Genomic DNA, 26366 nt, shown 5'->3' with positions numbered 1-26366 from the left:
CGTGGACGGCATCCTCCTGGGCCTCGAGACGGCCCTCCAGCCGAGCAACATCCTCATCTGCCTGCTCGGCGTCACCCTCGGCACCGCGGTCGGGGTCCTCCCCGGCATCGGGCCGACGGCGACGGTGGCGCTGCTGCTGCCGATCACGTTCGAGTTCGACCCGGTCGCCTCGCTGATCATGCTCGCCGGCATCTACTACGGCGCGCAGTACGGCGGGTCGACGACAGCCATCCTGCTCAACCTGCCGGGCGAGTCGTCCTCGGTGGTGACCGCCCTCGACGGGCACCAGATGGCCAGACAGGGACGGGCCGGACCGGCCCTCGCGACCGCGGCCCTCGGCTCGTTCTTCGCCGGGACCGTGGGCACGATCATGCTGGCCGCCTTCGCTCCCCCGCTGGCCCAGCTGGCACTGAAGTTCGGCCCTGCGGACTACTTCGCGGTGGTCGTGCTCGGCCTGATCGCCAGCATCGCGCTGGCGAGCGGATCGACGGTCAAGGCGCTGGCGATGATCGTGCTGGGCCTCCTCCTCGGCACGATCGGCCAGGACAAGTTCACGGGCGTCCCCCGCTTCACCTTCGGGGTTCCCGAGCTCTTCGGCGGGCTCGACTTCGTCTCGCTCGCGGTCGGCCTGTTCGGCCTGGCCGAGATCATCCGCAACCTCGAGTCGCGACAATCGGCCTCGATCGTGACCAGGAAGGTCGAGGGCCTCTGGCTCAGCCGCGACGACTTCCGTCGGATCCGGATGCCGGTCCTGCGCGGCACCGCGCTCGGCTCGGTGCTCGGCGTGCTGCCCGGTGGTGGTCACGTCCTCGCCAGCTTCACGTCGTACTCCGTGGAGAAGAACCTCTCCAAGGAGCCGAAGAAGTTCGGCACGGGTGTCATCGAGGGCGTCGCGGCACCGGAGTCGGCCAACAACGCGGCCGCGCAGACGTCGTTCATCCCGCTGCTCTCGCTCGGCCTGCCGGCGCACCCGGTGATGGCGCTGCTCGTCGGCGCCTTCATCATCCAGGGCATCACGCCAGGGCCCAACGTCATCAACGACGAGCCCGAGCTGGTGTGGGGCCTGATCGCCTCGATGTGGGTGGGCAACCTGCTGCTGGTGCTGCTCAACCTGCCGCTCATCGGCCTGTGGGTGAAGATGCTGTCGGTGCCCTACGAGGTGATGTTCCCCGCGATCATCGCCTTCGCCTCGATCGGCTGCTACTCCCTCAGCCTCAACCCGTGGGACGTCTTCGCGATCGCCGCCGCGGGGCTGGTCGGCTACTTCCTCATCCGGTGGGGCTGCGAGGCGGCGCCGCTGCTGCTCGGCTTCGTGCTCGGCCCCCTGCTGGAGCAGAACCTCCGCCGGGCGATGATCATCTCCCGCGGCGACCCGGTCGACCTCGTCATGCGACCCATCTCTGGCTCGCTGCTGCTGCTCGCGGTGGTCATCATCGTGGTCGCGGTGCTGCCGTCCGTACGCAAGAAGCGCGAGGTCGTCTTCCAGGGCGAGGACGACTGAAGCTCGGGCGGTGAGCCAGCCACATTCCGTACGTCGGAGAGGTGGCTGGCGCACCGCCCGTCTGCGTGTCGCCTCCCGCCGCGCCGCTTGGCGGTGACTGAGCCACCTTCGGGGCGCCGAGAACGTGGCTCACTCACCGCTCGACGGCGTACGCCCGGGTGCGGTCTGCTGCCAGCGGTACTCGACCTCCGGGCGTCCGCTGCCTCCGTAGCGCAGCGCTCGGGCGACCAGCCCGACGTCGGCGAGGTGCTCGAGGTAGCGCCGCGCGGTGACCCGCGAGCTGTCGAGGCGCTCCGCGAGCTCGCGCGCGGAGAGCACCCCCGGCGGCGTACGGAGGCTGTCCATCGCCTCGTGCAGCCGCTCGGCGGTCAGCCCCTTGGGCAGCGCGCCGTCGGAGGTCGCGACCCGCAGCGAGCCGAGCATCCGGTCGACCTCGTCCTGCACCACCTCGTCGGGCGCGGCACCGAGCTGGCGGCGGTAGTCGGCGTACTGCTCGAGCTTGGCGCGGAACATCGGGAACGTGAACGGCTTGATCAGGTAGAGCACGACCCCGTGCGCGACCGCGCGGCGCACCATCTCGGCGTCGCGGGCCGAGGTCACCGCGATCACGTCGACGAGCGCACCGCCGGCCCGCAGGTTGCGGAGCAGGCCGAGGCCGTGCCCGTCGGGGAGGTACATGTCGAGCAGCACCAGGTCGACCTCGCGCTCGCCCAGCATCCGGGCGGCCTCGGTCGCGGAGTGCGCGACGCCGACGACCTCGAAGCCGGCGACGCGCCCGGTGTACGCCGCGTGCGCCTCGGCGACCAGCGGCTCGTCCTCGACGACGAGGACCCGGACGTTGCCCGTGGGGGCGGTCACGGCTGCTCCCCCAGCACGACGACGAGCTCGGCGCCGCCGAGGTCGGAGCGGCCGATGGTGACCCCGCCGCCGAGGCGGCGCGCCACCTGCGAGACGAGCGCCAGCCCGACGCCGTGCAGTCCGCCGGCGTCGGCCTTGGTGGTCCAGCCGCGCTCGAGGGCGTGGGCGGCCTCCTCGGGCGTCAGCCCGGGCCCGCTGTCCCCGACGACCAGCCGGACGTGGGTGGGCGAGCCCTCGAGGTGCACCACGATCCGCTTCTCGGCGCTCCCCGCGACCGCGTCGATGGCGTTGTCGACGAGGTTGCCCAGGACGGTGACGAGGTCGCGCGGCGAGCCGACGTCGAAGGAGGCGGGCAGCTCGCCGGTGACGGTCAGCGAGATGCCGCGCTCGGCGGCCTCCGCGGACTTGCCGAGCAGCAGGGCCGCGACCACGGGGTCGCCGACGGCGCCGACGAGGCGGTCGGTGAGCATCTGGGCGACCTTGAGCTCGTCGGTGACGAAGTCGACCGCGTCGTCGGGTCGACCCATCTCGATGAGGGACACCACGGTGTGGAGCCGGTTGGCCGCCTCGTGGGTCTGCGCGCGCAGCGACTCGGTGAGGCCCCGCACGGTGTCGAGCTCGCCGGTCACGGCCTGGAGGTCGGTGTGGTCGCGCAGCGTGACGACGGCGCCGACCTCCTTGCCGTCCCAGAAGGCCGCGCTCGAGCTGGCGACGAGGACGTGGTCGCCGGTGACGTAGACCTCGTCGGCGCCGCGCTCGCCGGCGGCCGCCTGGACGAGCGCGGGCGGGAGGCCCAGGTCGTCGAGGGAGCGGCCGACGACGTCGTCGGGCAGGCTCAGCAGCCGGCGCGCCTCGTCGTTGACCAGCTGCACCCGGCCCTCGAGGTCGATGAGCAGCAGGCCCTCGCGGACCGCGTGCAGGACGGCGCTGTAGTACTCGTACATCCGGGTGATCTCGCGCTCGCCCATGCCGTGGGTCTGGCGCCGCAGCCGCTGCGCGATCAGCCCGGCCCCGACGACGCCGACGAGCAGCACGGCGACGGCCGCGACGACGATGTCCCAGAACTCGTCGAGCAGCAGGTCGTCGAGCTGCGTCAGGGTGATGCCGACCGAGACGAGCGCCACCACCTGCCTCGACGACTCGGTCGCGAAGACCGGCACGATCGAGCGGATCGAGGGGCCCAGGGTCCCCTCGTACTCCTCGGTGAAGACCCGGCCCTCCAGCGCCGCGGCGATGTTGCCGATGAACTTCTGGCCGAGCAGGTCGGGGTTCGGGTGCGACCACCGCGTGCGGTCGGTGTCCATCACGACGACGAAGTCGACGCCGGTGTCCACGCGCACCGCCTCTGCGTACGGCTGGAGGAGCGCGGAGGGGTCGCCGCTCGCGATCGCCTCGTGCACCAGCGGCGTGCGCGCGACCGCCTGCGCGACCGACACCGCCTCGTCCCGGGCGCCGGCCCGGATGTCGGCGCGGGCGTCGTACGTCGCGAGGGCGAGCGCCGTGACCACCAGGACCAGCACCGCGATGAGCTGCAGCACCAGCACCTGGCGCGCCACGGACTGCTCGCGGCGGCGGGGACGCGTCAGCACCGGCACATCGTAGGTCCAGCCGTGACGGTGCTCACGCGTTCAGCCACGGGTCACGGCTCGATCCCGATGCCGGGGATGCGCGCCCAGGCTCGCTCCTGCGCGGCCGTCATGGTGGGCCACCGGTGCCCGCCGGGACGCGGCTCGACGCGGTCGGCGTACGGAGCGGGGGTGAAGGCCGGGTCGACGAAGCAGCCGGTGCCGTACGTCGCGTCGAAGGCGGGGCAGGCCGCGGCGACGCCCGCGGGGGTCGGCTTCGCGCCGGTCTGGGTCCAGGTGGCCAGCGCGTCCATCGCCGCGGCGTACCCGCTGTTGCTCAGCGAGCTGTGCTCGGACTCGGCGGTGAAGACCTGCACGAGGTCCTCGGCGGTGCCGGCGCCCGCGCGGGTCGCCCGGTAGGCCGACTCGTGCTCGATGAACACGGTCGGGTCGTCGATGGCGTGGAGGGTGAGGGTCGGGATGCGGACGGCGCCGGTGAGGTCGCTGTCCCAGGTGAGGTCGCGCTCGGCGCCCGGGTCGGCGGAGAAGCGCGCGACGCCCTCGTTGAGCGCCTCGTCGTCGTGGCTGCCGGAGTAGGTCACGCCCTCGTTGCTGAACGGGTTCCGGCCGTCGAGGCGGTGGTGCACGATGTCGCGGAAGGTGAACGTCGCGAAGCGCAGGTGCGACTCGAGGGTGCGCTCGGGGACCTTCGTCACGGCGAGGATGTCGTCGAGGTTGCGCTGCTGCAGCGCCGTACGGTCGGCTGGCGCGGACTGGTTGCCGGTGCATTCCTGCAGGCGCGCGCGGAGCCCGGCCGAGGTCATCGTGGAGCCCTCGCGCAGTCCCATCCAGAGGGGGTACTGCGGCTCGGTCGGGCGCGGGTGGTTGCCGCAGTAGTACTGGTAGACCACGCGCAGGTCGACACGGTAGTCGTAGCCGCGGGAGGCCCCGGCGAGCACGCCGTTGGTGAGCAGCACCCCGTCGTACGTCGTCGGGTGCACCTCGACCAACTTGGCGGCGACGTCGCCGCCCCACGACTGGCCGTGGGCATAGGTGCGTACGGGCTCGCCGAAGGCTTCCTCGAAGACCTCGCGGGCGCTCTCGGTGTCGGCGACCGCCATCCGGGTGCCGTAGCCGCCGCGGCGGTAGGCCGAGCCCACCCAGGCGTAGCCCTCGCGCGCCATCACGGCCCACCGGTCGAGGTCCTCGACGCTGCGCTCGGGGTCGGAGGCAGCGGCGAGGTCCGGGCCGCCGTGCGCGTGGACGACGAGGTCGCCGTTCCAGTCGTGCGGGACCGCGATGGCGTAGAAGGCGCCGTTGGCGTCCTGGCCGGTCCAGCAGTCGGCGACGTCGGCGACCCCCGCGGGGCAGGCTGCGGGCGTCGGCGCGGTGTCGGCCGCGGCGGGCAGCGGCGCGAGCAGTGCGCTGCCCAGGACGGCCGCGCCGGCCGCGACGGCGGCACGGGTGAGCTTCGAGGACTGGGGCATGGGGAGGCTCCGGGTGGGGGGGTACGGGCGGCCGAGTGCGCCCGGATGCCCCGACGCTAGGAGGGTGTGACGTGCGTCTCACCCTTGTGTTCGTAGTGTTTGTCGTATGGGACTCAAGGACCTCATCACCGCCGGCCGCTCGGAGGCCGCCACCACCAAGTCCGCGCTCGAGGCCGCCCAGGACCCGCGGCCCGACCCGGGCGCGATCGACCGGCTCGTCGACATGCTCCTCGACGTCGGCCTCGACGGGCGCGGCCCGCTGAGCCCCGTGCGGACGGTGGCCGACGAGGCGCTGCGCAAGGCCGGCGGCGACCGCGAGAAGGCGATCGCCGCGCTGGCCCGCCGCAGCACGCTCACCGGTGGCATCGGCGGGTTCGTCACCGGCCTGGGCGGCTTCGTCACGATGCCGGTGTCGCTGCCGGTCAACGTGGCGGAGTTCTACCTCCAGGCGGTCCGGATGGTGGGCGGGATCGCGGTCCTGCGCGGCTACGACGTCGACGAGCCGCGCGTACGCTCCGCCATCCTGCTGACACTCGTCGGCTCCGACGCCGAGGAGGTCCTCAAGAAGGCGGGGATGACGTCGGCGGGCAGCGCGGTCACGTCGTACGCCCTCAAGGGCCTGCCGCCCGCGGCGCTGATGATGGTCAACAAGGCCGTCGGCTTCCGGCTGATGCGCGGGGTCAGCGAGAAGGTGCTGGCGCGGTTCGGTCGCGGCGTCCCCTTCGCCGGCGGGCTGGTCGGCGGCGGGATCGACGGGTTCATGATGAAGAAGATCGCGGACCACGCGATGAAGGAGTTCCCCGTCGTTCCCACCGGTGGCTGAGGCCTGACCCGGCGCTGGAACGCACCCCTCCACACCCCACCCGGGTAGTCCGCTGCGATCGGCCGGTCGAAGGGGCTCCGGGACCGGCATTTCGCAGCGGACTATCGAGGGGGGTGTGGACGACGGGCCCCGGGCTCACCCCGTGATGACCTCCCGGATGGCGTTGGCCTCCTCCTGGACGACCTCGGCGTCCACGAGGTCGCCGGCCTGCTCGGTGAGGACCTGCACCCACTGGTCGAGGACCTCCTCGGCGTACCCGCTGTCGTAGAGCTCTTCGGTGAGGTCGGCCTTCGCCTGCTCGACGAGGTCGGACCACTCCTCGACCGCGGTGAAGCGCTCGACGAGGACGTTCGTACGCCCGCCAGGTCCTCCCATGCCGCCTCCCATGCCGCCTCCCATGCCGTCGGGGCCGCCCTCGCCGAAGTCGGGCCGCTCCCCCTCCGGCAGCTCGGTCGGCATCCCCTCGGGGCGCTCGCCGCCGGCCGGGAACCCGCCGGAGCCACCGGGGGCCCCGCCCCCGCCCGGCCCCGCGCCGAAGGCGAGGTTGTGGTCCCAGGCCACGACGGTGAACCCGCCGGTCTCGGCGTCCCAGCGCAGGTAGGAGTTGTTGCCCGGCCCGTCGATGTCGTCGAAGTTGTCGACGACCTCCTCGAAGGCGAGGTAGCGCGCGAACGCCTGCACGTCGAGCCGCTCGGGCAGCTCGGCGGCGAAGTCCTCGTCGCTGCTGTTGTTGATGAAGTCGAGGAAGTCGATGAGCGGCGTCAGGTCCTCCTCGCCGGTCTCCTGGTCGAAGACGTCGACGTACGCCTCGGGGTCGTCACCGCGCCACGACCAGTCGCCGCCGGCCTCGGCCTTGTAGAGCAGCCCGTCGGTCGAGAAGTTCTCGGCCTCCCACGCCTCGTCGAGGTGCTGCACGACGAGCCGCAGCCGCGCGTCTGCGCCGTTGACGCGGATGGACGACGCGACGGCGTGCTCGCTGGCCAGCCCGGCCTCGGCGAGGAGGTCGAGGGCGAGCGCCTCGTTGAGGGTGGTCTCGGTGGTGTTGGAGCGGACGATGAGCTCGGTCCAGCCGTCGATCGACTGGTCGTCGACGAACTTGTCGAGACGGATGAGCCACGGCAGGTCGGTCGGGTCGGCGCCGTCGTCGACGCCGCGGAGCGAGGAGTTGCCCTTGAGCCGGATGCCGGCGCGCTCGAAGGTCTCCCCGTCGATGGTGACGGTGGCCTCGAGCCACTCCTTCTCGCCCGAGTCCTGGTAGGTGTCGATCATCGCCGCGACCGCGTCCTCGTCGACGTCGATGGAGATCTCGTGCACCTCGCTCGCGTCCCACACGCCCGCCCCGTCGGCGACGTCTCGGGCTGCCGTGGCGACACCGCTCGTCGAGGTGGCCTCCCCGTCGGACGTGCCGACGGCGCAGCCGCCGAGGGTGAGCCACGCCAGGACGGCGAGGACGGCGAGGCACTGGTGGCCGGGGCGGGCGTTCATGCGAGCACTCCTTGGTGGCGGGCGAGGTGGTCGGCGAGGTGGCGCGAGGTGACGCGGTGCCAGCGGTTGCGCTGGAGGTCGGGGGTCAGCAGCGCCAGTCCCGTGCCGTACTTGGAGATCCGGACCGGCCGGTGGCCCAGCTCCCACAGCCGCCGGTCGAGCGGGCCGGGGCGGTGGCTGCCGGACTTGGTCTCGACGACCAGCACGTCGCCGACCTCGGCGCTGCCGTGGCCGGAGACCCAGCGCAGGTCGCGGTCGAGCGTGGCGCGGCCGCCGTCGGCGGGCAGCATCAGGGTCGTGCGCCGGTAGCCGGTGTGCAGCGTCGCGACCAGGCCGGAGGGGTCGACGTCGGGCACGTACGCCGCGGCGAGGCGGTCGCGTACCCACTCGGCCGCGGGGCCGGTGACGTCCGTCCCGTCGTGCGGCAGACGCTCCTTGACGGTGGTGCCGCGGGATCCGCGGGTCTTGACCTCGAGCCAGCGCTCGCCGGTGTCGGCGTACGTCCGGGTGCGGACCTTCCAGCGCCGTCGCCGCTGGTGGGCGGCGGAGGTCCAGCTGTCGAGGTCGACGGTGTCGAGGTAGGTCGACTCGTAACGCGACTCCCGCCGGCCGTCGACCTCGAGGACGCGCAGCCCTGCCCTCCCGGTCGGGAACAGTCCGGTGAGCACGGCGTCGAGGTCGCCGGCGGGGATGACGTACTTGCGGTCGACGCGGGTGAGCAGCTCGGCGGCGGCGTTGAGCTCGTCGAGGGAGACGGCGGGGAGGTCGTCGATCATCGGGTGACCGCCGGTGCGGCGTGGCGCTCGGCGCGCGGCACGGCCGGCCGCGGCGCGACGGCGTAGTGCACCTCGACGGTCGTGGTGTCGTTGACCAGGTCGACCCGCAGCGGCGTGACCCGGTTGACCTTCGCGTCGAGGAGCCGCTCGAGGCGGACGACGAGCTCGCCCTCGTCGGTGACGGCGGAGTCGAGGACGACGACCTGCCGCAGCCCGGTGGCGTGCAGCAGTCGGCTGTCGACGAGCGCCAGCACGACGACGAGGCCGACCATCAGCGAGATCGACAGGCGTACGTCGGCGGTGCCGAGACCGCCGAGCAGACCGATGGCGAGGGCGGCGAAGTAGTAGGCGATCTCGTGCTGGCCGAGCTCGTCGGAGCGCAGCCGGATGATCGACAGCACGCCGAAGAGGCCGAGCCCGAGGCCGACGCTCGCGGCGCTGCCCGCCAGCACGATCGTGACGGCGAGGACGCCGACGTTGACCGCGACGAACGCGGTGACGAGGTCGGTGCGGCGGTGTCGGGGGTAGTAGACGGCGAGGGCGAGCACCAGCACGGCGACGAGGTCGACGGCGGCGAGCAGGTAGGTGGTGTTCATGGGACGACCCTCGCCACCTGTCCTGTCGCCCACCTGACGCGATCCTGTGGCGGTCCTGTGAGGTACGGCCGCTGGTCGAGGAGGGACGAAGTCCCGTCACGAGACCCGGTTGCCCACTCTGGGAGGATCGGTCCTCGTGGACGGACCCCTGCCCCTCGTCGTGCTCGCCGCCTCGCTGCTCTTCGCCGCGGTCGTCCTGGTCTACGTCGTGCTCGACCGGACGCCGGACTGGGGGCTGCTGGGCGTCGCCGCCGTCGTCGAGGCCGCGACGCTGGTCCTGCTCGTCGTCGCAGCGGTCCAGGTCGGCGGTGTCGACCTGTCGGGCGGTGGGGTGGTGACGCTGTTCGGCTACCTGGTGGCCGGTCTCGTGCTTCTGCCCCTTGGGTTCGTCTGGTCATTGGCCGAGCGCAGCCGCGGCGCGACGGCGGTGCTGATGGTGGCGGGGCTGGCGCAGGCCTTCGTGATCGTGCGGGTGATGGCGGTGTGGCCGTGAGCGCGACCGGCACCTCCACCTCGTCCGGCCTCGGCCGCGCGCTCGTCGCGGTCTACGGCGTCTTCGCGCTGGCGGCGACCGCCCGCTCCCTGGTCCAGCTGCTCACCAAGGCCGGCGAGGCACCCCTCGCGTACGCCCTCTCGGCCGTCGCCGCCCTCGTCTACGTCGCTGCCACGCTCGGCCTCGCCGAGGTCGGGCCGGCGCCGCGCCGGCTGGCCTGGGCCGCGGTCGGCTTCGAGCTCGTCGGCGTGCTCACCGTCGGCACGCTGACCGTCCTCGACCCGGAGCTCTTCCCCGACGCGACGGTGTGGTCGGCGTACGGCGCGGGCTACGGCTGGCTGCCGCTGGTGCTGCCCTTCGCGGGGATCGCGTGGCTGTGGCACACGCGGGCGCGGGACTGAGGCGGGGACATCAGCCGGCGGCCCGTCCCTCGATGAGGTCGAGGTCGCGCACGCAGAACTGGTGGTGCTCGAGCTCCTCGCCGAGCACCGTGCCCAGGCACTGCCGCAGCGACCGGCCACGGGCGTACGTCGGCCACCGGTCGTCGTCGGGGACCGGTGCGGGCTGCTGGAGCTGCTCGGAGGTGACCGAGTCCAGCCAGTGCTCGAGCTCGGCTGCCTGCGTGTCCCGGACCGCCAGCACCTCGTCGAGCGTCGGGTCGGCCGACGGATCGAGCCCCTGCTCCTCACGATCGGGCGCGGACTCGATGCCCAGCCCCATCGGGGTGAACAGCTCGGTCGAGCCGAGGCAGCAGCGCCGGAACCACGAGTCGTGGACGAAGACCAGGTGGCGCAGCGTCTGCACGGCCGACCACTCGTCGTTGACGCTCTCGTGCTCGACGCCGGGCGACTGCCGGATGCGTGCCACCGTCTCCGCCCAGTCGGCGCGCAGCTGCCGGGCGGCCCGGCGGAGGTCGGCCACGTCGTCGGAGCGGATGAGCCGGCGGACCGGGTGACGACGGTCGAGCTCGGCCTCGACGTACGCCATGACCTCCACGCCGTTGACGACGAGGTCGGTGACCAGCCCGTCGATGACGGCGCCCTGCATCACCACGCCGACCAGGCGGGCGTTGCTCAGGTCGCACTCGCGGAACTCCGCGCCCGCCAGGTCCTCGTCCACGTACCGCTTCATGCCTCGCAGGCTAGGCCCGGGCACCGACAGGCGGCAGGGGCGAGGCGCCCCGTCAGCCAGCTGCGTAAGAGGTGTGATGAGGCGCCTCGAAGACACTCCCTAGTCCCGGCCGGCGGCCGCCGCAACCATGGTTGAACCGGCAACGGCTCGCCGGTCGGGGCCGCACGGCACCTTCCGCGACGTCCCGGCCCGGTCGGGACTGCAGCCCCGTGCGGAGGGTCGGCCGTGCTGCGGGAGGTGGACTACACGTCGCCCACCGACGCCGTCGCGGGGTTCCTCGACCACCGTCCGGGCGTGGCCGAGCGGGGCAGGGTGATCGCGACGACCGACGACAACTCGGCGCGCTCCTCACGGCTCTACATCAGCTACGACCTCGCCGACCTCGTCGACTACCTCCCGCTGGGTCACGGCGCGGTCGCCATCAAGGCGCAGGACCAGTTCCCGCGCAATTCCTACCCGCCGTTCGTCCTCGATCCCGACGGGCGGCTCGCCCCGTTGCAGGTCGTCGAACCTCGCGCTCTCGACGAGGACGACCAGCTGCTCGGCGTCGAGGTCTACAACCTGTTCGCCGCGAACCTGCAGTCGACCTCGGCCGACGTCGCCACGACGGACGCCGAGGAACCGCAGGGACTGTGGGCCGTCGACGTGTGAGCCGCGGAGCTCTTCCCGATCGCCGGTTCGCCGCTCGGTGACGTGCGTCGGAACATCCCCGGCCGCGACGGCTCGGCAATGAGCGTCACCGGCTACCGGCATGGCGTCGGCGCGGGCGTGTGGCGGTACGAGACCACGACCGACGGCGGACGTTCCTGGCAGCGGACGGACGTGAGCCTGCCGCTGGGCCGCAAGCACCTCTGGCGCTACGCCGACGTCACCACGCATGCCGTGGGACCCGGGCACCTGCAGGCGATCGCGATGTCGGACGCGCCGGAGGACCTGCCGCTGTACCTGTGGGAGCTGTGGCTCACCGACGACGAACGGCACTTCCACCGCGTGCGGCTGCCGTGGGATCGGATGCGGTTCGGCAGCATGGCGTACGCATCGGACGGAGCGTTGCTGCTCGCCGAGGTGGGGGGCTCGGACAGGTACTGCGACGCGCTCGTCTGCAACCGACCAGGCAGGATCTGGCGACTCGCGCCGGGTGACACAGAGCCGAGGCTCACGCCCGGGGCCCCGCGCCTGTTCGGTCCCTTCTGGTCAGTGGGGATCCACTTCTCTGGAGGATCGATCGTCGCCCGGACCGGTCTCCGCACCATCGCACTCTCCGCCGACGGCGACACCTGGACCGAGGTCAGGCCCGGTCAGCGGGACGTGTCGCCGTCCGTGGCGCGACGCGGCTAGGGAACGGGTGGTTCGAAGATCGTGGGCGAGGGCAGTCGACCGCAGGCGCCGCAACTGACGTACGTCGTACGGGCATCCACCCACCTGCGCTCCCACCGGTGCCAGAGGTGCCAGCGGCAGGCCCGCGGCGCCGGGTCGGCGTACGCCGGTGGCGGCTCGTCGACCACCCGGATGTCGAAGACCTCGAGGGTTCCGGGGTGGTCGCGGTCGTCCTCGCGAACGCGGTGGTGGCCCAGCATCAGCTCCTCCCTCCCTCCCACAGGATCACTCCGCGTGACCTGCCTGTGAAGTACCCAGATCCGGGCCGACCACGCCGTCATCGTCGGTGCATGGCGAGGCTCCACCAGGGGAACTGGGTGGCAGCCATCCACGAGTGAGGGGACGAGTCCATGACCAGCCCGGACGACATGACGGCCAAGCCGGACACCGAGGAGCGACGCGCGACGCCGAACTCGTCCGGCCCCGAGGGAGCAGCAGGCGGGATGGGCTCGAGCAGCGAGCGCGTCGGCCATGCGGGCCCGGGCCAGGTGGGCACCGACGGCCTTCGGGACACGACAGAGATCGACACGCCGGCCGACGCACCACCGGAGCAGAGTGCGGGTGGCAAGGAAGTGCAGCCGGAGGGCGTGGAGCCGAAGGCGGGCTACCCGCGGATGGACCCGCGGCACGAGGACAAGCCCTACCGCCCCTGATCTCGTCTGCGGCGACACGTCGGTACGCGCCGTCGCCATGGGCACAATCTGCACATGGACCTGTCACCTCTCGGCGTACGCGCGAGCGCCGGAACCCTGCGTGCCGCGGAGGGCGTCGTGCTGCACCACGTCTGGACCCACGAAGGTGTCGTGGCCGGCCCGGCCGGAAACGGCGCCCAGCTGCTCCACCTGTCGGTGGCCCTCTGGCGGCGGTCGGAGGCGCCAGCACAACCATTGAGAGCAAGTGGTCTAGCCCGCCCCACCCCCACCGGTGGATTTCGTCATCGAGCATGGTCGGGGTCGCGATCCCGAGACGTACGGTCGCCAGGCGTTGGGGGGTGCTGAGGGGGACCCCGTCAGGCCTGGGGGGCTGACGGGGCCTACGGCCCTCGCTGCTCGCGAGGGTCGATCACGAGCGGGCGGTCACGAGCGCCGGGATCGGCCCGCCCGCCGTCATCGTGAAGGGCACGGCCAGGGGGAAGCGCGGCTCGAGGGACTCGACCCGCACCGCGCGGACGATGGTGGCCAGGCCGAGGGTCGCCTCGAGCATCGCGAAGTGGTCGCCGATGCAGGAGCGCGGCCCCGCACCGAACGGGAGGTACTGCCAGCGGTCGCGGCCGCGGGAGCGCTCGGGGAGGAACCGGTCGGGGTCGAACCGCTCCGGATCGGGCCACAGGGCCGGGTCGGTGTGCAGCGCCATGATGCCCACGACGACGTTGCTCCCGGCCGGCACCCGCCAGCCGTCCACCAGGACGTCACGCATGGCCAGCCGCGCCACGACGGCGGCGGGCGGGCACAGGCGCAACGACTCGTGGACGACGCGGGTGGTCAGCTCGAGCGCGGGGACGTCGTCGGCGTCGAGCGTGCCACGTCCCAGCCCGGCCGCCTCGGCGGCGACGCGGTCCTGCAGCGCCTGGTCCCGACCGAGCGCCCAGAGGCTGTAGCAGAGGGTCGTGGCGGTGGTGTCGTGCCCGGCGATGAGGAAGGCGGAGAGCTCTCCCCGGATGTCCTCGTCGGTGAGCGCACGCCCCGTCTCGGGATCCCGTACGTCGAGCAGCAGGCGGATCAGCTCTGCGGGATGGTCCGGGTCGCGTCGGCACTCGTCGACCGCCTCGTCGATCACCGCGAAGAACCGCTCCCTGGCCCGGGCGAAGCGTCTGTTCGCCGGCGTGGGCCACCTCGCCGGGAGCCGGACCGGTGCGATCCCGCGATCGGTGAAGTACTGCAGCAGCGTGGCGAATTCGCCGGCCATGGCCTCCGCCCGCGGACCGAGGTCCTGCCCGAGGACGGACCGGCCGAGCACCTGCAGCGTCAGCCGTCGGGTGAACGGGTCGAGCTCGACCCGCTCGGCGTCGACGGCCCGCTCGGCGGCGAGCTCGGCCTCGGTCGACATGTGCACGGCGAAGTCCCGCACGTGCTTCCTGGTGAACAGGGGCTGGATCGCTCGCCGGCGCGGCGTCCAGGCCTCGTGCGGGAGGTTGAAGAGGTTCAGCCCGACGTGCTTGGTCTCCTCGTGGACCTGTACGCCCTTGTCCATCGCCCCGTCGAAGCCGGCCAGCACGTCGTGGGCGCCCGCTGGCGAGGTGACGATCACGAACTGGGGAGCCACTCGCCGCGGCCCGATCGGCACACGTACGACCGGGCCGCCGTGGTCGCGCAGCACTGCCACGCCGGTGTGGAAGTTGCGCAGGGCGTCGATCCGCTCCCCCAGGCCGAGGCCGACCACCTTCGGCGGGAGCGGGGCCGTGACAGCACCTGTCGATGCCATCTCGTCATGGTCGCACCGGGACGAGGCGGTGGCGGGACTGGTCTAGACGCAGGACGCCCGTCAGGCCGGCGCGCCGGCGGGCACGACGCCGAGCTGCTGCATCAACGACAGCATGTCCGCGACACCCCAGTGCTCTGACACCCGGCCGTCCGAGTCGAACCGCATGATGTCGATGAGCTGGACGTCACCGGTGGCGCCGGTCGGCGGGATTCCCAGGAAGTCGCCTCGATGGGTCCCGGTGACCCGGACCCGGGCCACGGCCTTGTCGCCCTCGGCGACGAGGTCCTCGACGGTCATGCTGAGGTCCGGGAAGGCCTGGAGCAGGGCTCGGAACCAGTCCAGCGTCCCCTCCTTGTCGGGCGCGAAGCCCGGTGTGTCCTCGTGCTCGACGAAGCCGTCCGCGACGAGGTCGCCGAAGCCTGCGATGTCGCCGGCGCTGATCAGCTCATAGGTCCTGCGCATCGTCGCGCCGTGGTCCATGGCGGTCTCCTCCTGGTTGCGTGGCGGTCCTCGTGGCCGCACCACCCGACTCTGGTGGAGCCGGCGGAGGACGACATCACTCGATCGAGCGATGCACGACGGCGGCGAGCCCCACCCGATTGGAGACGCCGAGCTTGGCGTAGACGTGGCGGAGGTGGGTGTTGACCGTGTGCGGGGAGACGTACATCCGCCGGGCCACGGCGCCGTTCGTCAGGCCCTCGGCCACCAGCACGGACACCGTCCGCTCCGTGGCGGTGAGGCTCTCCCAGCCCGTCGCCGGCCGGTGTCGGCTCCCCTTGACGCCGGGAGGCGCGCCGACCGACCGCAACCCCGCCCGTACGCGCCCGGCCCAGGCGTCGGCGCCGGCGGCCTCGTAGCGGGCGAGCGCCTCGCCGAGCAGCGTCGCCGCCTCCTCCCGCCGACCATCCTTCGCGAGCGCGCTCGCCGCGTCCTCGCAGGCACCGGCGTGCTCCACCAGGAGCGGCGAGCGGCGGGCGAGCGCGGCCGCAGTTACCAACGACGCTGCGTCAGCGTCGACCAACCCGCGGCAGCGCAGCGCCAGGCTCCGCACCGTCGGCACCTCGGGTGCCAGGTCCGCTCCGGCCTCCACCGCGTCGGCCACCTCGCCCGCCACCTCCCGCCTGCCCAGCGCCAGGGCCAGTCGCACGAGATCGGGGGCCAGGCAGCGGTGGTAGAAGCGGCTCTCCCGAGCGGCGTCGACGCGCCAGCAGCGCAGCAGGAGGTCGAAGGCCCCGTGCGGGTTGCCCTCGGCCGCCTCCAGCGCAGCGGCCGCGAAGGTCAGGATGCCCGCGTTGTAGGGCAGCTCCTCCCCCTGCAACGTCCCGGCGAACCGGTCGGCCAGCTCACGAGCGACACCGAGCTCGCCCCTGCCTGTCGCGATGACGGTGCGATAGGCGAGCGACTGCCACTCCAGGAGCGGGTTGGCCTTCTCCCGGGCGGCCTGCTCCCCCGCCATGAGGCCGGGGACAGCGTCGTCCCAGTCACCGAGGGCGTACGACGCCTGGGCGTCGGCCATCAGCGTGGCCGAGAGCCACCACGCGGAGCCGAACTCGTCGTCCAGCGCCGCCCGGAACGCCGTCCTCGCCTCGCCCACGAGGTCGCAGTCGAACAGCGCCATGCCGAGCATCAGCTGAGGCTGCAAGGGCAACGCCCGTGGCCCGGCCGACCCCTCGGCGAGGGCCGCTGCCCGCCGGGCGTGGGACAGCGCGGCGTCGAAGCGGCCCTGCCGTCCCTCCGCCACCTGCAGCGCCGTCAACGCCCACACCGACAGCACCGGGTCCTCGGTCGCCTCGGCGACCGCGAGGGCGCGAGCCGCGACGGCCTCGCCCTCGGCCGGGGCGCCGCTGTAGGTGAGTGCCCAGCTCTGCTGGGCCAGCATCACCACCTGCTCGGCCGGACCCACCCGCTCGGGAGAGGCGAGGCTGTCCTCCACGACGGCGACGAGCTCGTCGGCACGGTTCTGCAGGGCAAGAGCCGAGACGAGGGCGACCCGGAGGGGGATGTCGACCTCGGCGACGTGCGGCCGCCCCAGGACCGCCTCGGCCCTGGCCGACGCCTCGGCCACGTCCCCGGCACGGAGGAGCGCCTGCACGACCTCGGCCGACACGGCGTCGGCGTCGCGGTGACCCCCGGGCAGCAACGCCTCGGCGCGCCTGACCAGCTCCAGGGTGACCGGCGGCGCCTGCCCCGCCGCTCCGCGGGCGGCGTGCCGCAGCCAGGTGGCCGCCTCCTCGTCACCGCGCTCGGAGCCGCGTACGAGGTGGTCGGCCACGGCCAACGGGTCGGCGCCCGCGGCCATCAGCGTGACCGCGGCCTCGCGGTGCAGGACGCGCCGGGCCGGGGCAGGCACCTGCTGGTAGATCGCGTCGTGCACGAGCTGGTGGCGGAAGACGACACGCTCGTCGACCCGGTCGAGCAGCTGGGCGTCGTACGCCTCGCCCAGCTGCCGCGCGGCCTCCGCAGGGGATCGGCGGGCGACGGCGGCCACGTCGCGCAGCGACACCGCGTCGCCGAGCACGGCCGCGATCCGGAGCAGCTCCAGCGTCGGCCCGGGGAGGTCACGGAGCCTCCGGTCCACCAGGTCGCCCAGTGATGCGGGGAGCTCGGAGACGGTGGCGTCGACCTCGGTGGCGGACCGGCTGAGCCCACCGTCGGCGGCCAGCGAGCGCAGCATGGCGGTGGCCCACAGCGGGTTGCCCCCGGCCTTGGCCAGCAGGGCGGTCAGGCGCGGCCCGGGCCGGGCGCCGAGCTCGTGGGTCGCGAGCGCCGTGACCTCGTCTGCGGTGAGCGGGGCCAGGCACAGGCTGCGTCCCCCGCCGGCTGCGAGGTCGTCCAGCAGCCGGACCACGCTGCCGGGGAGCGGCGAGGACCGCGTGGTCACGACGGTCAGCAGTGGGGCGAGGGAGAGCTGTCGCGTGAGCGACAGGACGGCCAGGAGGCTGGCGGTGTCCGCCCAGTGCACGTCCTCGGTGACGAGCAGCACCGGCCGCTCCGCGCACAGCGTCTCCACCAGGTCGACGATCTCCTCGACGACGCGCCACTGGATGTCGCCGGGGGTCGCGGAAGCCTCCCCTCCACGCCCCGCGAGGAGTCGGCCGATCGCCGCGGCACGCGGGTCGGTCGACCGGGCGCTCAGGCCCAGCGCGGATGCAGCCAGGCCGAAGGGACGCGTGCGCTCGAACGGGTGGCCGCCACCCGAGAGCACCCGCAGGTCGCGGGAGCGCGCCTCGCCGACCAGGCTCTGCACCAGTCGGGTCTTCCCGATGCCGGCCTCGCCCTCGACCACGAGGACCGAGGCGGGACCCTCGCCGAGCCGGTCCAGCTCGCCCAGGGCGAGCTCGAGCTCGGCCGTGCGCCCGATCAGCCCGTCCGCAGACGGCACCACGACCGACTCCGCCACCCACCGAGTGTCCTCCCCGCCGAGGTCGCGGTCCAGAGCCACGCACCCACGTGCCCCAGGTGTGGGAGGACCTGACATCGCGCGACCGAGTGATGTCTCCCCCCGACGCCGGGAGCAGCATCGAGATCGCACCAGTCGTCCGTCGCCCACCCACCCGAGGCCCGGACGATCCCACCCACCTCTGCCGCAAGGAGCACGCAATGCCACGCATGGTCATCACCCACGACGTCGTCGAGATCGAGCGCTGGCTCAAGGGCAAGGACGAGCGCGCCGCGGCGCTGGGCGCGGTCGGCAGCGACGTCACCGACTTCGTCGCAGCCGACGGCAGCACTCGCATCGCCGTGAGCGCGACCATCCACGACAGGGCTGCCCTCCAGGCGCTGATCGACGCGCCTCCCCCGGAGGTGCTGGCCCAGATGGAGTCCCACGGCGTCGTGCCACCACTCACCGTCTACGTCGAGCAGTAGTCCACCCGGTCCGAGGAGGAACCGCATGTCCATCAAGGTGATCGTCGAGCTGAAGGCCGCGCCCGGTCGGCGCGACGAGCTCGCGGGTGTGCTGCACGAGATGCTGGCAGGCATGGGGCCTGCCCTCAACGAGATGGGCTGCCTGGGCAGCGACGTCTACGAGGTCATCGACGACCCCGACGCCCTGGTCGAGATCGCGGAGTGGGAGACGGCAGCCGCCCGGGAGGCCGTCATCAACGACCCCTCGACCGCCGAGGTGATGGCACCGGTGTTCGAGCTGCTGGCCGCGCCCTTCAAGGCCACCCTCGTCCAGCCCGTGTGACACCGACGATCGTGGCGCGCAGGTCGTGACCTCCGCCCGGCACGACGCTCAGGAAGGACCCGCGCATGCCCCAGGTGGGATTCGCGCTCCCGGTGCTGCCGGGCCGGACCGGCCTCGACCGCGACGCCCTGGCGTCCTGCTGGCGCGGTGACCGGCGCGCGGCGTACGAGGACGCGCGGCGGCGTGCCGGCATCACGCGCGAGGCCGTCTGGATCCAGGCCACCGCGACGAGCACCCTCGCCGTGGTCCACCTCGAGGCCGACGACCTCGACGCGGCGTTCGGCGTCCTCGGCGGTTCGCCGGCACCGTTCGACCAGTGGTTCCGCGACCTCGTCCAGGCCGTGCACGGAGTCTCGCTCGCCGACGTGACCCTCCCCGAGCTCGTCCTCGACTACGACAGCGAGGCCTGAGGCCACGCCCGCCCGTCGAGGTGTCGAGCACGTCGTCCAGGTGCTGCCGCTGCCTCGGCCCGGGCCTCCGCGCGCCACTGGGCTAGGCGACCGGAGGCGGCACCGCCCGGACCTGAGCAGCGCCCGCGGACCGAGCCCGGGTCACCCGGAGGACCTTCGTCCCGGGGTCCACCGCGGCCACGTCGAGGACCGCCCGCGCACCCACGTCCTCCACGGTCACGGCGTGCGCGCTCCTCACGACCTCGCCGGACTCGTCCAGCAGCTCGAGGAGCACCTCGCCGGCCGGGTCGTCCAGGTCGAACGCCAGCACGCCGTCCTCGACCTCGGCCCGCCCCAGGTCCACCGCCCAGTGCGAGACCTCGTCGCGGATCCGCCATGGCGGCGGGTCACCCCAGTACTTGGGGATGACCTGCAGCTCCTCCTGCAGCGGCCCGGGGAGCACCCCCGCCCGGACCTTCAGCCCCGTCACGATCGTGTAGCGGGTCGGGGAGGTGCCGGTCACGCGCAGGTAGCCGACGGACTCCGGCGGCGGCCTGAAGGTGGCCTCGGTGACGGGTGACTCCCGCCGCAGCACCCGGCGGTCCGCGTCGAGCAGCTCCACGGTCAGCGGCTCGTCGCTGTCGCGGATCGTGAGCGTCGGCTCCCGGAACACGGTCGAGTGCGGCACCTCCAGGCGGTAGATGTCGCGATTCACGAACGCGCTCCCGAGCGGACCCGACCCCGTGACGCGGTGCAGGGTCGCGGGATAGGTCCCCGGCCCCCACTCCCGTCGACCGAGCACCCACCCCATCTGGAAGGGCGAGCGCGGCGCTGCCTCGAAGGTCAGGACGGGGGCGTCCTCGAAGTTGTTGCTCGGCTCGAACTCGTCGGGTCCGAGGTCGGCCTCGTCGACGTGCACGAGCAGTCGGTACGCGGTGGCGCCGTCGCCTCTCACCCGGACGCGGTAGGCCCCGGCGGGCAGCACGCCCGCGAGGCGGACACCGCCCGTGGGGATGTCCGCTCGAGCGAGGTCGACGACCGCGTTGGTCGACGCGCTCTCCACGACCACCATGAGCGTCGCCAGGCGGGCGTACCACTCGGACACGACCACCACGTCGCTGAGGTGGGGGACCTCGAAGGACCAGTAGTCGCGATCGGTGGCCGACGAGATCGCACTGAACCTGCCCATCGTCAGTGCCCGCCCGGGCCCCACGGGAAGGAGCGGGTACGCCCGGCTCGGCGAGCTGTTGTCCTCGTGGGTGTCCGGGAGCCGTGAGTTCAGCGCGGCACGGACCGCGGCCGCGGCGTCCAGGCCGCGGGACACCCGGCCGGAGCCCTGCCAGCCCGTCTCGACCAGCATCCGCCTGACGTCGTCGGCGCTGAGGTCCGGGTTGCAGTACCGCATCATCGCGGCGACGCCCGAGACGAGCGGGGCGGCGAACGAGGTCCCGTTCACCGTCGTGCCGAGGGGACGTGCCGCGTCCGGGGCGACCTGGATGCCGGTGCCGGGCGCCCACAGGTTGACCGACGAGCCGAAGTTGGAGCGCGCCGATGCCTGGTCGTTGGTGTCCAGGGCGCCGACGGTGAGGGTCCGGGGCGTACGCGTGGCCGGCCTGACGTCGAGGTCGTCGGGGAGCTCGACGACGGGGTTGTTGGCCCCCGGCCCGGCGGCGGCGATGCACACCAGCCCGTTGTCCGCCCCCCAGTCGAAGGTCTCGACCCAGGTGTCCTCGTCGAACTCGTCGCTGTCGGGGTTCCAGAAGCCCCAGCTCATGTTCAGGACGTCGATGCCCCACCAGACGCAGAGCTGGATCGCGCGCGTCGCGTCGTACGCCCGGTTGGCCCCCAGGAAGAGCGCCGGACGCGCGACGAGCCCGCCGGAGCCGGCCGCGCCCTGGCTGTTGCCGACGGCCGCGAGCGCGGCGGAGGCGACCCGGTTGCCGTGGAACGGCGAGGGCGTCGTGGACGTGAGGATGCCGGCGGGCTGCCCCTCGTTGACGAGGTTCCACTGCAGGACGCCCGCACCGAAATCCGACCGGGTCTGCCCGGGCGCGACCTGCGGCCGGCCGGCTGCGTCCAGCCAGAACTCCGTGTCGCAGACGGCGACCCAGACGGTGCTTCCTCCCTTCACCTGGCGGGAGGAGTCGACCAGCTGCCACGCCTCGACCATGCGGCTGCGGCCGGCGAACATGTTCCACTGGGTGGGGTCGGAGGGATAGGCGAGCGGCGAGCCCTCGGTCACCCGGGTCAGGGGCATGTCGAAGGCCTCACCTACGGCATCGAGCCCGATCCGGCGTCCCTCCGCGCGACGCGTACGCACCAGGACGGCGAGGTCCGCGAGCAGGCGGGAGCTGTACGTCACGTCGCCGCCGTCGGTCCCGTGCCGGCTCGCCAGGACGTCGAGGTCCACGTCGAGGTCGCGCGGGCTGTCGGCGAACCGGACGCGCGCCCACCGCGGCGCGTTCGTCAGGTCGACGTCCCGACGGCGCTCGACACCCTTCGGCCGAGGAGGCAGCTTCGGGGACCCCACGACCTCGCCGCCGTGGCGGTCGACCAGCTCCCGGACCAGGTCGTCGTCCCGCGCGTCCACGAGGACCTCGTCCCCGACGAAGAAGCTCGGCCGCTCACCGTCGTAGGCACGGGCGGCCACGTGGAGGCGGCTCCGCCGGGACTGCAACGAGGCGAGGCGGGCAACTGTGGAGCGTTCACGGACTCGGACACGTGCCATCCGGGCCTCCTGAGGAGTGAGACCTCTCAGTGTGGGATCGCCCGTTCCTCACCGTCAATGGAGTCCGAATCAGAGGGGTTGTGCATGGGTCCTGATCGGCGGAGCCTGCCGGTATGGACGCATGGCCGGTCATCTTCCTGCCAGGGGTGGTGATGCCTGCGTCGGCTGCCTTCGCGAACCTGCTGGCTGAGCTCGGCGCAGACGTCGACGCCGTCACGAAGGACCTGGAGGTGTACGCGACCAGCACCCCACCGTCGGACTACTCCCTCGATGTCGAAGTCGCCGGAGTCCTTGACACCGCCCGGGTGCGCGGCTGGGACCGTTTCCACCTTGTCGGCTACTCCGCCGGTGCCGCCGTTGCGTTGGCCTTCGCTGCCGCGCACGCCGAGCGCCTCGGAAGCCTCGGCCTGCTCGAGCCGGCCTGGGCCGGCAACTGGAGCGACGCCAGCGCATCCCACCGGGCGCTGTGGCGCGAGTACGTCCGCGTCGCAGCCCTGACACCCGAGGAGTCGATGCCCGCCTTCGTCCGGATGCAACTGCAGAAAGGGGTGGAGCCGCCGCAGCCTCCTCCTGGCCCTCCGCCGCCATGGATGGCCCAACGCCCAGCAGGCATCCGGGCGATCATCGATGCCTTCATGGCCCACGACCTCGACCGGGACGCCCTGCGACGCTTCGACCGCCCGGTGTACTTCGCTCTCGGCGGGCTGAGCAACCCCGACCAGTTCCGCGACGAGGCGGAGCGCCTGGCCCGCGTGTTCGACGACTTCTCGCTCGAGGTCTTCCCCCTCCGTCACCACTTCGACCCGCCCCACCGAGCGGAGCCCTCAGCGCTGGCGACCTCGCTCCGCCGCCTGTGGCAGCGGTCCGAATCGATTTCTGGGACACCACCTGAGGCTGGTGCGAATCGCCCACCGACAGAATGAGTGCACTGGTCGCGACAGATGCGGATGATCGCGGCCTCCGAGCCTTAGCCGAGGCGGGCGCTGACCAGGTCGATGAACTCGTCGGCCATGGCTAATTGGCGGACCAGCTTCTGGCGGCGTTCGGTGGCGTCTCGTTGGGTGGCGTCAAGACGTTGGCGGGCCTCGTCCTGGGCCGCTTGGCTGGCCGAGGAGTCGGCGAGGGTGTTGATGTCGGCCATGACGGTCTTCATCTCGTCAAGGCTGAACCCAAGGGGCTTCATCCGGCGAATGACGAGGATCTTGTCGACGTCAGTCTCGGTGTAGAGCCGGAACCCGCCGTCGCTTCGCCCGGAGGGCTTGAGGAGGCCGACCTCCTCCCAGTGCCGAAGGCTCCGCAAGGACAGGTCGGTGCGGGTAGCGACCTCGCCGATGTGCAGGACGGGCTCGTCACTCACGTCTCCTCCTCCATGCCGATTCGAACTCTACCCTTACGTAAGGGTAGAGTTTCGTTCTGACTTCCGCTGGCACTGACGCCAGTGCACGAACGGAGCACCTCGTCTTGTCTGCCCCCACGTTCACGCCACCGACCCTGGAGCCGACCGTACGCAACGCCCTGCGGTCCCCGAAGATGCTGCGCACCGAGGTCCTCGCCGGACTCGTCGTCGCGCTCGCCCTCATCCCCGAGGCCATCTCGTTCTCCATCATCGCCGGAGTCGACCCCCGCGTCGGACTCTTCGCCTCCTTCACGATGGCCGTCTCCATCGCCTTCCTGGGCGGCCGCCCAGCGATGATCTCCGCCGCGACCGGCGCCATCGCCCTCGTCATCGCCCCGGTGGCGAAGAACTACGGCATGGACTACTTCATCGCCACCGTCCTCCTCGGCGGATTGATGCAGATCGTCCTTGCGTTGCTCGGCGTCGCACGGCTCATGCGGTTCATCCCCCGTCAGGTCATGGTCGGTTTCGTCAACGCCCTCGCCATCCTCATCTTCCTCGCCCAGGTCCCGCACATGGTCGACGTGCCGTGGCTGGTCTACCCGATGATCGCGGTCGGCATCGCCATCATCGTCGCCCTGCCGCGCGTCACGAAGGTCATCCCGGCCCCGCTGGTCGCGATCGTCGCGCTCACCGCGTTCACCTTGCTTGCCGCGCTCGACGTCCCGAACGTCGGCGGCGAAGGCGAGCTGCCCGACAGCCTGCCAAGCCTGTTCTTCCCCGACGTGCCGTTCACCCTGCACACGTTGAAGATCATCGCCCCCTACGCCCTTGCGATGGCGCTGGTGGGGCTGTTGGAGTCGCTTCTGACCGCCAAGCTGGTCGACGACATCACCGACACCCACTCCGACAAGACCCGCGAGGCGTGGGGCCAGGGAGCCGCGAACGTCATCACCGGCTTCTTCGGCGGCATGGGCGGTTGCGCCATGATCGGCCAGACGATGATCAACGTGAAGGCCTCCGGTGCTCGCACCCGCCTGTCCACGTTCCTGGCCGGAGTGTTTCTGCTGGTCCTCGTCGTCGGGTTCGGCGACGTCGTCGCGCTCATCCCCATGGCCGCCCTCGTCGCCGTCATGATCATGGTCTCCGTCGGCACTTTCGACTGGCACTCCATCCAGCCCGCCACCCTGCGCCGGATGCCGAAGTCGGAGACCACCGTCATGGTCGTCACCGTGGTCGTCACCGTGCTCACCCACAACCTCGCCGCCGGTGTGGGCGTCGGCGTCCTGGTTGCGATGACCCTGTTCGCCCGACGCGTCGCGCACCTCACCGAGACCAACCGCGAACTCGTCGCCAACCGCGACGGCACCACCAGCGCCGTCTACCGCGTGACCGGCGAACTGTTCTTCGCCTCCAGCAACGACCTCTACACCCAGTTCGAGTACGCCGACGACCCCGACCACGTCGTCATCGACCTCTCCGCCTCGCACATCTGGGACGCCTCCACCGTCGCCGCCCTCGACGCCATCACCACCAAGTACCACCGCAAGGGCAAGACCGTCGAGATCATCGGACTCAACGCCTCCAGTGCTGAGAGGCACGAGCGCCTCACCGGCTCCCTCCCCATCCACTGATCGTGTCCTCCGCATCTCGGAATGTCCGGATGTTCGAGCTGCGCCGTCACGCGGCGAATTGGGCGCCTGAGAGACAGACGAGAGCAGCAACGCGCGCCTGCGCCTACCCTGCTTGTCGTCGGTTGACAGACCGTGCGACAGGCCGGCTCTCAGGCACGTGAGCTGATCGAGAGGAACAACTGATGCCAGGTGACGGCAGCATCCCCGAATCGTTCGAGGTCTACACGGTCGTGGTACTGCGACGGCCGCCCGACGCCCCAGAGATGTCGGAAGACGAGCTCGACGCACTGCAGAGTCGTCACTTGGCGTATCGGGCCGAGCTCGCGCGGCAGGGCAAGATCGTCGCGAACGGGCCGTTCGACGAGCAGAGCGACCCCTCGTACCGGGGTATGTCGATCTTCGCCTGCGACGTCGCCGATGCTGCACGGCTCTCTGCGGGCGACCCGTCCGTCGTGGCGGGACGGCTCACCTACGACGTGATGGAGTGGTGGGTCGGCTCGGGTTCACTCGCCTTCCCCCGCACGGACTTCCGTGTCGGAGAACGCCGCTCGATGCCCAGCGACTGACGACGCCGCCCAATCTCGTCATCACGTGGGCTTGGGGCGGCTGGGGTGCGCTGCGTCCTCCACCGCGCCGACGACCTCGCTCGCGACGAGTCGGATCTTGCGGTTCTCGGTGCTGGACTGTCGCAGCAGGTAGTTGAACGCGGCTGCCTGGGTCATGCCGTAGCGCTCCATCATGATGCCCACGGCTGTTCCGATGATGGTGCGGGTCCCGATGGCGGTGTTCAGCTGCTCCTCCTTCAGCACGTGGCCCAGCGCGAGCCCGGCGTGGACCCCGAAGTGCTCCGCGACGCCGACCGAGCCGGCGTCGATGTCAGCATGGGTGGTGGAGTGCAGGTTGAGGCAGATGACTCCGTGCGCGTCGCTGCGAAGCCGTACCCCGATCTGGGACAGCAGGCCCAGCCTCGTGGCGGCGCTGATGTAGGCCGGCCAGCGCTGCTCATGCCGGGCATCCCGTACCACCACCAGGTCGTCGTCGGTGGCCTCGATGCACGGCCCCTGCCGGGCAGCAGACTGGGCCTTGTCGAACGACCGAGCCAGGTCGGTGCCCGCGACCAGGGTCTCGAGAGTGTCGTCGGAATGGATCCGGGACACACTCACGTGCTCGAACTCCGGCAGGCAACGCCGCGCCTGGGACACGATCTCCTCGAGAGTGGCCATCCGATCCGGCTGGGCGTGGATCGCTGCGGTGGCTTCGGCCACGGACTCGCCTGTGGGCTGAGCCATCGTCGTTCTCCCTCTATGACTGGCTCCCGAGCCAGCAGAAAGTTGGCTCGCGACGCCACGCGCCTGCGGTGCATCGCCCTCGTGAAGGAGGGTACTCGCGAGAGTAGGTCCTCGCGTGCTCCGGAGCGCCCGAGCGACCAAGGCTCGGGCACCAAGCAACCGGGCGCCCGAGCCGCCACCCCGGTCCAGCGTCAGACAGTGACGGAGCGTTCGATCGGCCTCACAACGACGGCATCCGCAGGTGTCGGCGCGAGAGAAGCTTTCTGGTCTGGGAGCGCGACCGCCATC

At 72.0% G+C, this 26366-nt stretch carries 27 protein-coding genes; 13 read left to right on the top strand and 14 right to left on the bottom strand.

Going from position 1 to position 26366, the window contains the following annotated elements:
• Nucleotide 1: 1 nt before the first annotated feature.
• Entirely contained in the window at nt 2-1501 is a 1500-nt protein-coding gene (locus EXE59_RS04685) for a tripartite tricarboxylate transporter permease (protein ID WP_135837858.1), read from the top strand.
• Between the two features lie 129 nt (nt 1502-1630).
• Here the strand turns inward: EXE59_RS04685 and EXE59_RS04680 are convergent, their stop codons facing one another.
• The 3 genes from EXE59_RS04680 to EXE59_RS04670 are packed head-to-tail and all read right to left on the bottom strand — an operon-like array spanning nt 1631 to nt 5411.
• Nucleotides 1631-2359: a response regulator gene (locus tag EXE59_RS04680; RefSeq protein WP_135837857.1), complete on the bottom strand. Its 729-nt coding sequence runs from the start codon at nt 2357-2359 to the stop codon at nt 1631-1633.
• Entirely contained in the window at nt 2356-3948 is a 1593-nt protein-coding gene (locus EXE59_RS04675; RefSeq protein ID WP_246056501.1) for a sensor histidine kinase, read from the bottom strand. Before EXE59_RS04675 ends, EXE59_RS04680 begins: the two co-directional genes overlap by 4 nt.
• Before the next feature lie 50 nt (nt 3949-3998).
• Entirely contained in the window at nt 3999-5411 is a 1413-nt protein-coding gene (locus EXE59_RS04670; RefSeq protein WP_135837855.1) for an alpha/beta hydrolase family protein, read from the bottom strand.
• A 106-nt stretch (nt 5412-5517) separates the two neighbouring features.
• Here EXE59_RS04670 and EXE59_RS04665 point away from each other — a divergent pair, with 106 nt between their 5' ends.
• Nucleotides 5518-6234 (top strand): EcsC family protein, encoded by a 717-nt coding sequence (locus EXE59_RS04665; RefSeq protein ID WP_246056499.1) that lies wholly within the window; start codon nt 5518-5520, stop codon nt 6232-6234.
• Between the two features lie 135 nt (nt 6235-6369).
• Here EXE59_RS04665 and EXE59_RS04660 read toward each other — a convergent pair whose 3' ends face one another.
• The 3 genes from EXE59_RS04660 to EXE59_RS04650 are packed head-to-tail and all read right to left on the bottom strand — an operon-like array spanning nt 6370 to nt 9091.
• Nucleotides 6370-7719 carry a CotH kinase family protein gene (locus tag EXE59_RS04660; RefSeq protein ID WP_135837854.1) on the bottom strand — a complete coding sequence of 450 codons (1350 nt, stop codon included), beginning with the start codon at nt 7717-7719 and terminating at the stop codon, nt 6370-6372.
• Nucleotides 7716-8495 (bottom strand): polyphosphate polymerase domain-containing protein, encoded by a 780-nt coding sequence (locus tag EXE59_RS04655; protein WP_135837853.1) that lies wholly within the window; start codon nt 8493-8495, stop codon nt 7716-7718. The genes EXE59_RS04660 and EXE59_RS04655 overlap by 4 nt, the downstream gene beginning before the upstream one ends.
• Entirely contained in the window at nt 8492-9091 is a 600-nt protein-coding gene (locus tag EXE59_RS04650; protein ID WP_135837852.1) for a DUF4956 domain-containing protein, read from the bottom strand. The genes EXE59_RS04655 and EXE59_RS04650 overlap by 4 nt, the downstream gene beginning before the upstream one ends.
• Nucleotides 9092-9227: 136 nt before the next feature.
• Between EXE59_RS04650 and EXE59_RS04645 the strand changes: the two genes are divergently transcribed.
• Nucleotides 9228-9584, top strand: a complete 357-nt coding sequence (locus EXE59_RS04645) for a hypothetical protein (RefSeq protein ID WP_135837851.1) — start codon at nt 9228-9230, stop codon at nt 9582-9584.
• The gene (locus EXE59_RS04640) at nt 9581-9985 is read left to right on the top strand and encodes a hypothetical protein (RefSeq protein ID WP_135837850.1); all 405 of its coding nucleotides are present in this window, start codon (nt 9581-9583) and stop codon (nt 9983-9985) included. Before EXE59_RS04645 ends, EXE59_RS04640 begins: the two co-directional genes overlap by 4 nt.
• 10 nt (nt 9986-9995) lie before the next feature.
• Here the strand turns inward: EXE59_RS04640 and EXE59_RS04635 are convergent, their stop codons facing one another.
• Nucleotides 9996-10715, bottom strand: a complete 720-nt coding sequence (locus EXE59_RS04635) for a DinB family protein (protein WP_135837849.1) — start codon at nt 10713-10715, stop codon at nt 9996-9998.
• A 225-nt stretch (nt 10716-10940) separates the two neighbouring features.
• On the opposite strand from EXE59_RS04635, the gene EXE59_RS04630 reads away from it, so the two are divergent.
• Together EXE59_RS04630 and EXE59_RS04625 are read left to right on the top strand one after the other, a co-directional pair.
• Nucleotides 10941-11366 (top strand): hypothetical protein, encoded by a 426-nt coding sequence (locus tag EXE59_RS04630; protein WP_135837848.1) that lies wholly within the window; start codon nt 10941-10943, stop codon nt 11364-11366.
• A 42-nt stretch (nt 11367-11408) separates the two neighbouring features.
• Nucleotides 11409-12053 (top strand): hypothetical protein, encoded by a 645-nt coding sequence (locus EXE59_RS04625; RefSeq protein WP_135837847.1) that lies wholly within the window; start codon nt 11409-11411, stop codon nt 12051-12053.
• Here the strand turns inward: EXE59_RS04625 and EXE59_RS04620 are convergent.
• Nucleotides 12050-12292 carry a hypothetical protein gene (locus EXE59_RS04620; protein ID WP_135837846.1) on the bottom strand — a complete coding sequence of 81 codons (243 nt, stop codon included), beginning with the start codon at nt 12290-12292 and terminating at the stop codon, nt 12050-12052. The genes EXE59_RS04625 and EXE59_RS04620 overlap by 4 nt on opposite strands.
• Nucleotides 12293-12442: 150 nt before the next feature.
• Between EXE59_RS04620 and EXE59_RS04615 the strand changes: the two genes are divergently transcribed.
• Nucleotides 12443-12745 carry a hypothetical protein gene (locus EXE59_RS04615; protein WP_135837845.1) on the top strand — a complete coding sequence of 101 codons (303 nt, stop codon included), beginning with the start codon at nt 12443-12445 and terminating at the stop codon, nt 12743-12745.
• Between the two features lie 409 nt (nt 12746-13154).
• Here the strand turns inward: EXE59_RS04615 and EXE59_RS04605 are convergent, their stop codons facing one another.
• The 3 genes from EXE59_RS04605 to EXE59_RS04595 all read right to left on the bottom strand — a co-directional run bounded on the left by EXE59_RS04605 (nt 13155) and on the right by EXE59_RS04595 (nt 17955).
• On the bottom strand, nt 13155-14513 hold the full coding sequence (locus EXE59_RS04605) for a cytochrome P450 (protein ID WP_135837844.1): 1359 nt from the start codon (nt 14511-14513) through the stop codon (nt 13155-13157).
• Between the two features lie 60 nt (nt 14514-14573).
• Nucleotides 14574-14993: an ester cyclase gene (locus tag EXE59_RS04600; protein WP_210428886.1), complete on the bottom strand. Its 420-nt coding sequence runs from the start codon at nt 14991-14993 to the stop codon at nt 14574-14576.
• A 76-nt stretch (nt 14994-15069) separates the two neighbouring features.
• Entirely contained in the window at nt 15070-17955 is a 2886-nt protein-coding gene (locus tag EXE59_RS04595; protein WP_168218405.1) for a helix-turn-helix transcriptional regulator, read from the bottom strand.
• A 158-nt stretch (nt 17956-18113) separates the two neighbouring features.
• On the opposite strand from EXE59_RS04595, the gene EXE59_RS04590 reads away from it, so the two are divergent.
• The 3 genes from EXE59_RS04590 to EXE59_RS04580 all read left to right on the top strand — a co-directional run bounded on the left by EXE59_RS04590 (nt 18114) and on the right by EXE59_RS04580 (nt 19112).
• Nucleotides 18114-18380 (top strand): hypothetical protein, encoded by a 267-nt coding sequence (locus EXE59_RS04590; RefSeq protein WP_135837842.1) that lies wholly within the window; start codon nt 18114-18116, stop codon nt 18378-18380.
• A 25-nt stretch (nt 18381-18405) separates the two neighbouring features.
• Complete coding sequence (locus EXE59_RS04585) at nt 18406-18702, top strand: putative quinol monooxygenase (protein WP_135837841.1); 297 nt, start codon at nt 18406-18408, stop codon at nt 18700-18702.
• A 65-nt stretch (nt 18703-18767) separates the two neighbouring features.
• Entirely contained in the window at nt 18768-19112 is a 345-nt protein-coding gene (locus EXE59_RS04580) for a hypothetical protein (RefSeq protein WP_135837840.1), read from the top strand.
• An 82-nt stretch (nt 19113-19194) separates the two neighbouring features.
• On the opposite strand, the gene EXE59_RS04575 is transcribed toward EXE59_RS04580, so the two are convergent.
• Nucleotides 19195-21819 carry a S8 family peptidase gene (locus tag EXE59_RS04575; protein WP_135837839.1) on the bottom strand — a complete coding sequence of 875 codons (2625 nt, stop codon included), beginning with the start codon at nt 21817-21819 and terminating at the stop codon, nt 19195-19197.
• A gap of 113 nt (nt 21820-21932) precedes the next feature.
• On the opposite strand from EXE59_RS04575, the gene EXE59_RS04570 reads away from it, so the two are divergent.
• Nucleotides 21933-22742 (top strand): alpha/beta fold hydrolase, encoded by an 810-nt coding sequence (locus EXE59_RS04570; RefSeq protein WP_135837838.1) that lies wholly within the window; start codon nt 21933-21935, stop codon nt 22740-22742.
• A 44-nt stretch (nt 22743-22786) separates the two neighbouring features.
• On the opposite strand, the gene EXE59_RS04565 is transcribed toward EXE59_RS04570, so the two are convergent.
• A complete protein-coding gene (locus tag EXE59_RS04565) occupies nt 22787-23176 on the bottom strand; it encodes a MerR family transcriptional regulator (protein ID WP_135837837.1) in 390 nt (129 codons plus the stop codon).
• A 104-nt stretch (nt 23177-23280) separates the two neighbouring features.
• Here EXE59_RS04565 and EXE59_RS04560 point away from each other — a divergent pair, with 104 nt between their 5' ends.
• Nucleotides 23281-24789, top strand: a complete 1509-nt coding sequence (locus tag EXE59_RS04560; protein ID WP_246056497.1) for a SulP family inorganic anion transporter — start codon at nt 23281-23283, stop codon at nt 24787-24789.
• 182 nt (nt 24790-24971) lie between these two features.
• Nucleotides 24972-25355 carry a YciI family protein gene (locus EXE59_RS04555; RefSeq protein WP_135837836.1) on the top strand — a complete coding sequence of 128 codons (384 nt, stop codon included), beginning with the start codon at nt 24972-24974 and terminating at the stop codon, nt 25353-25355.
• Between the two features lie 21 nt (nt 25356-25376).
• On the opposite strand, the gene EXE59_RS04550 is transcribed toward EXE59_RS04555, so the two are convergent.
• A complete protein-coding gene (locus EXE59_RS04550; RefSeq protein ID WP_135837835.1) occupies nt 25377-26078 on the bottom strand; it encodes an ANTAR domain-containing protein in 702 nt (233 codons plus the stop codon).
• Between the last annotated feature and the right edge of the window lie 288 nt (nt 26079-26366).

It is taken from the genome of Nocardioides eburneiflavus, assembly GCF_004785795.1.
GTDB classification, from domain to species: domain Bacteria; phylum Actinomycetota; class Actinomycetes; order Propionibacteriales; family Nocardioidaceae; genus Nocardioides; species Nocardioides eburneiflavus.
Note: the sequence above shows the minus strand (reverse complement) of the source record. Positions and strands in the feature narration are given on the sequence as shown.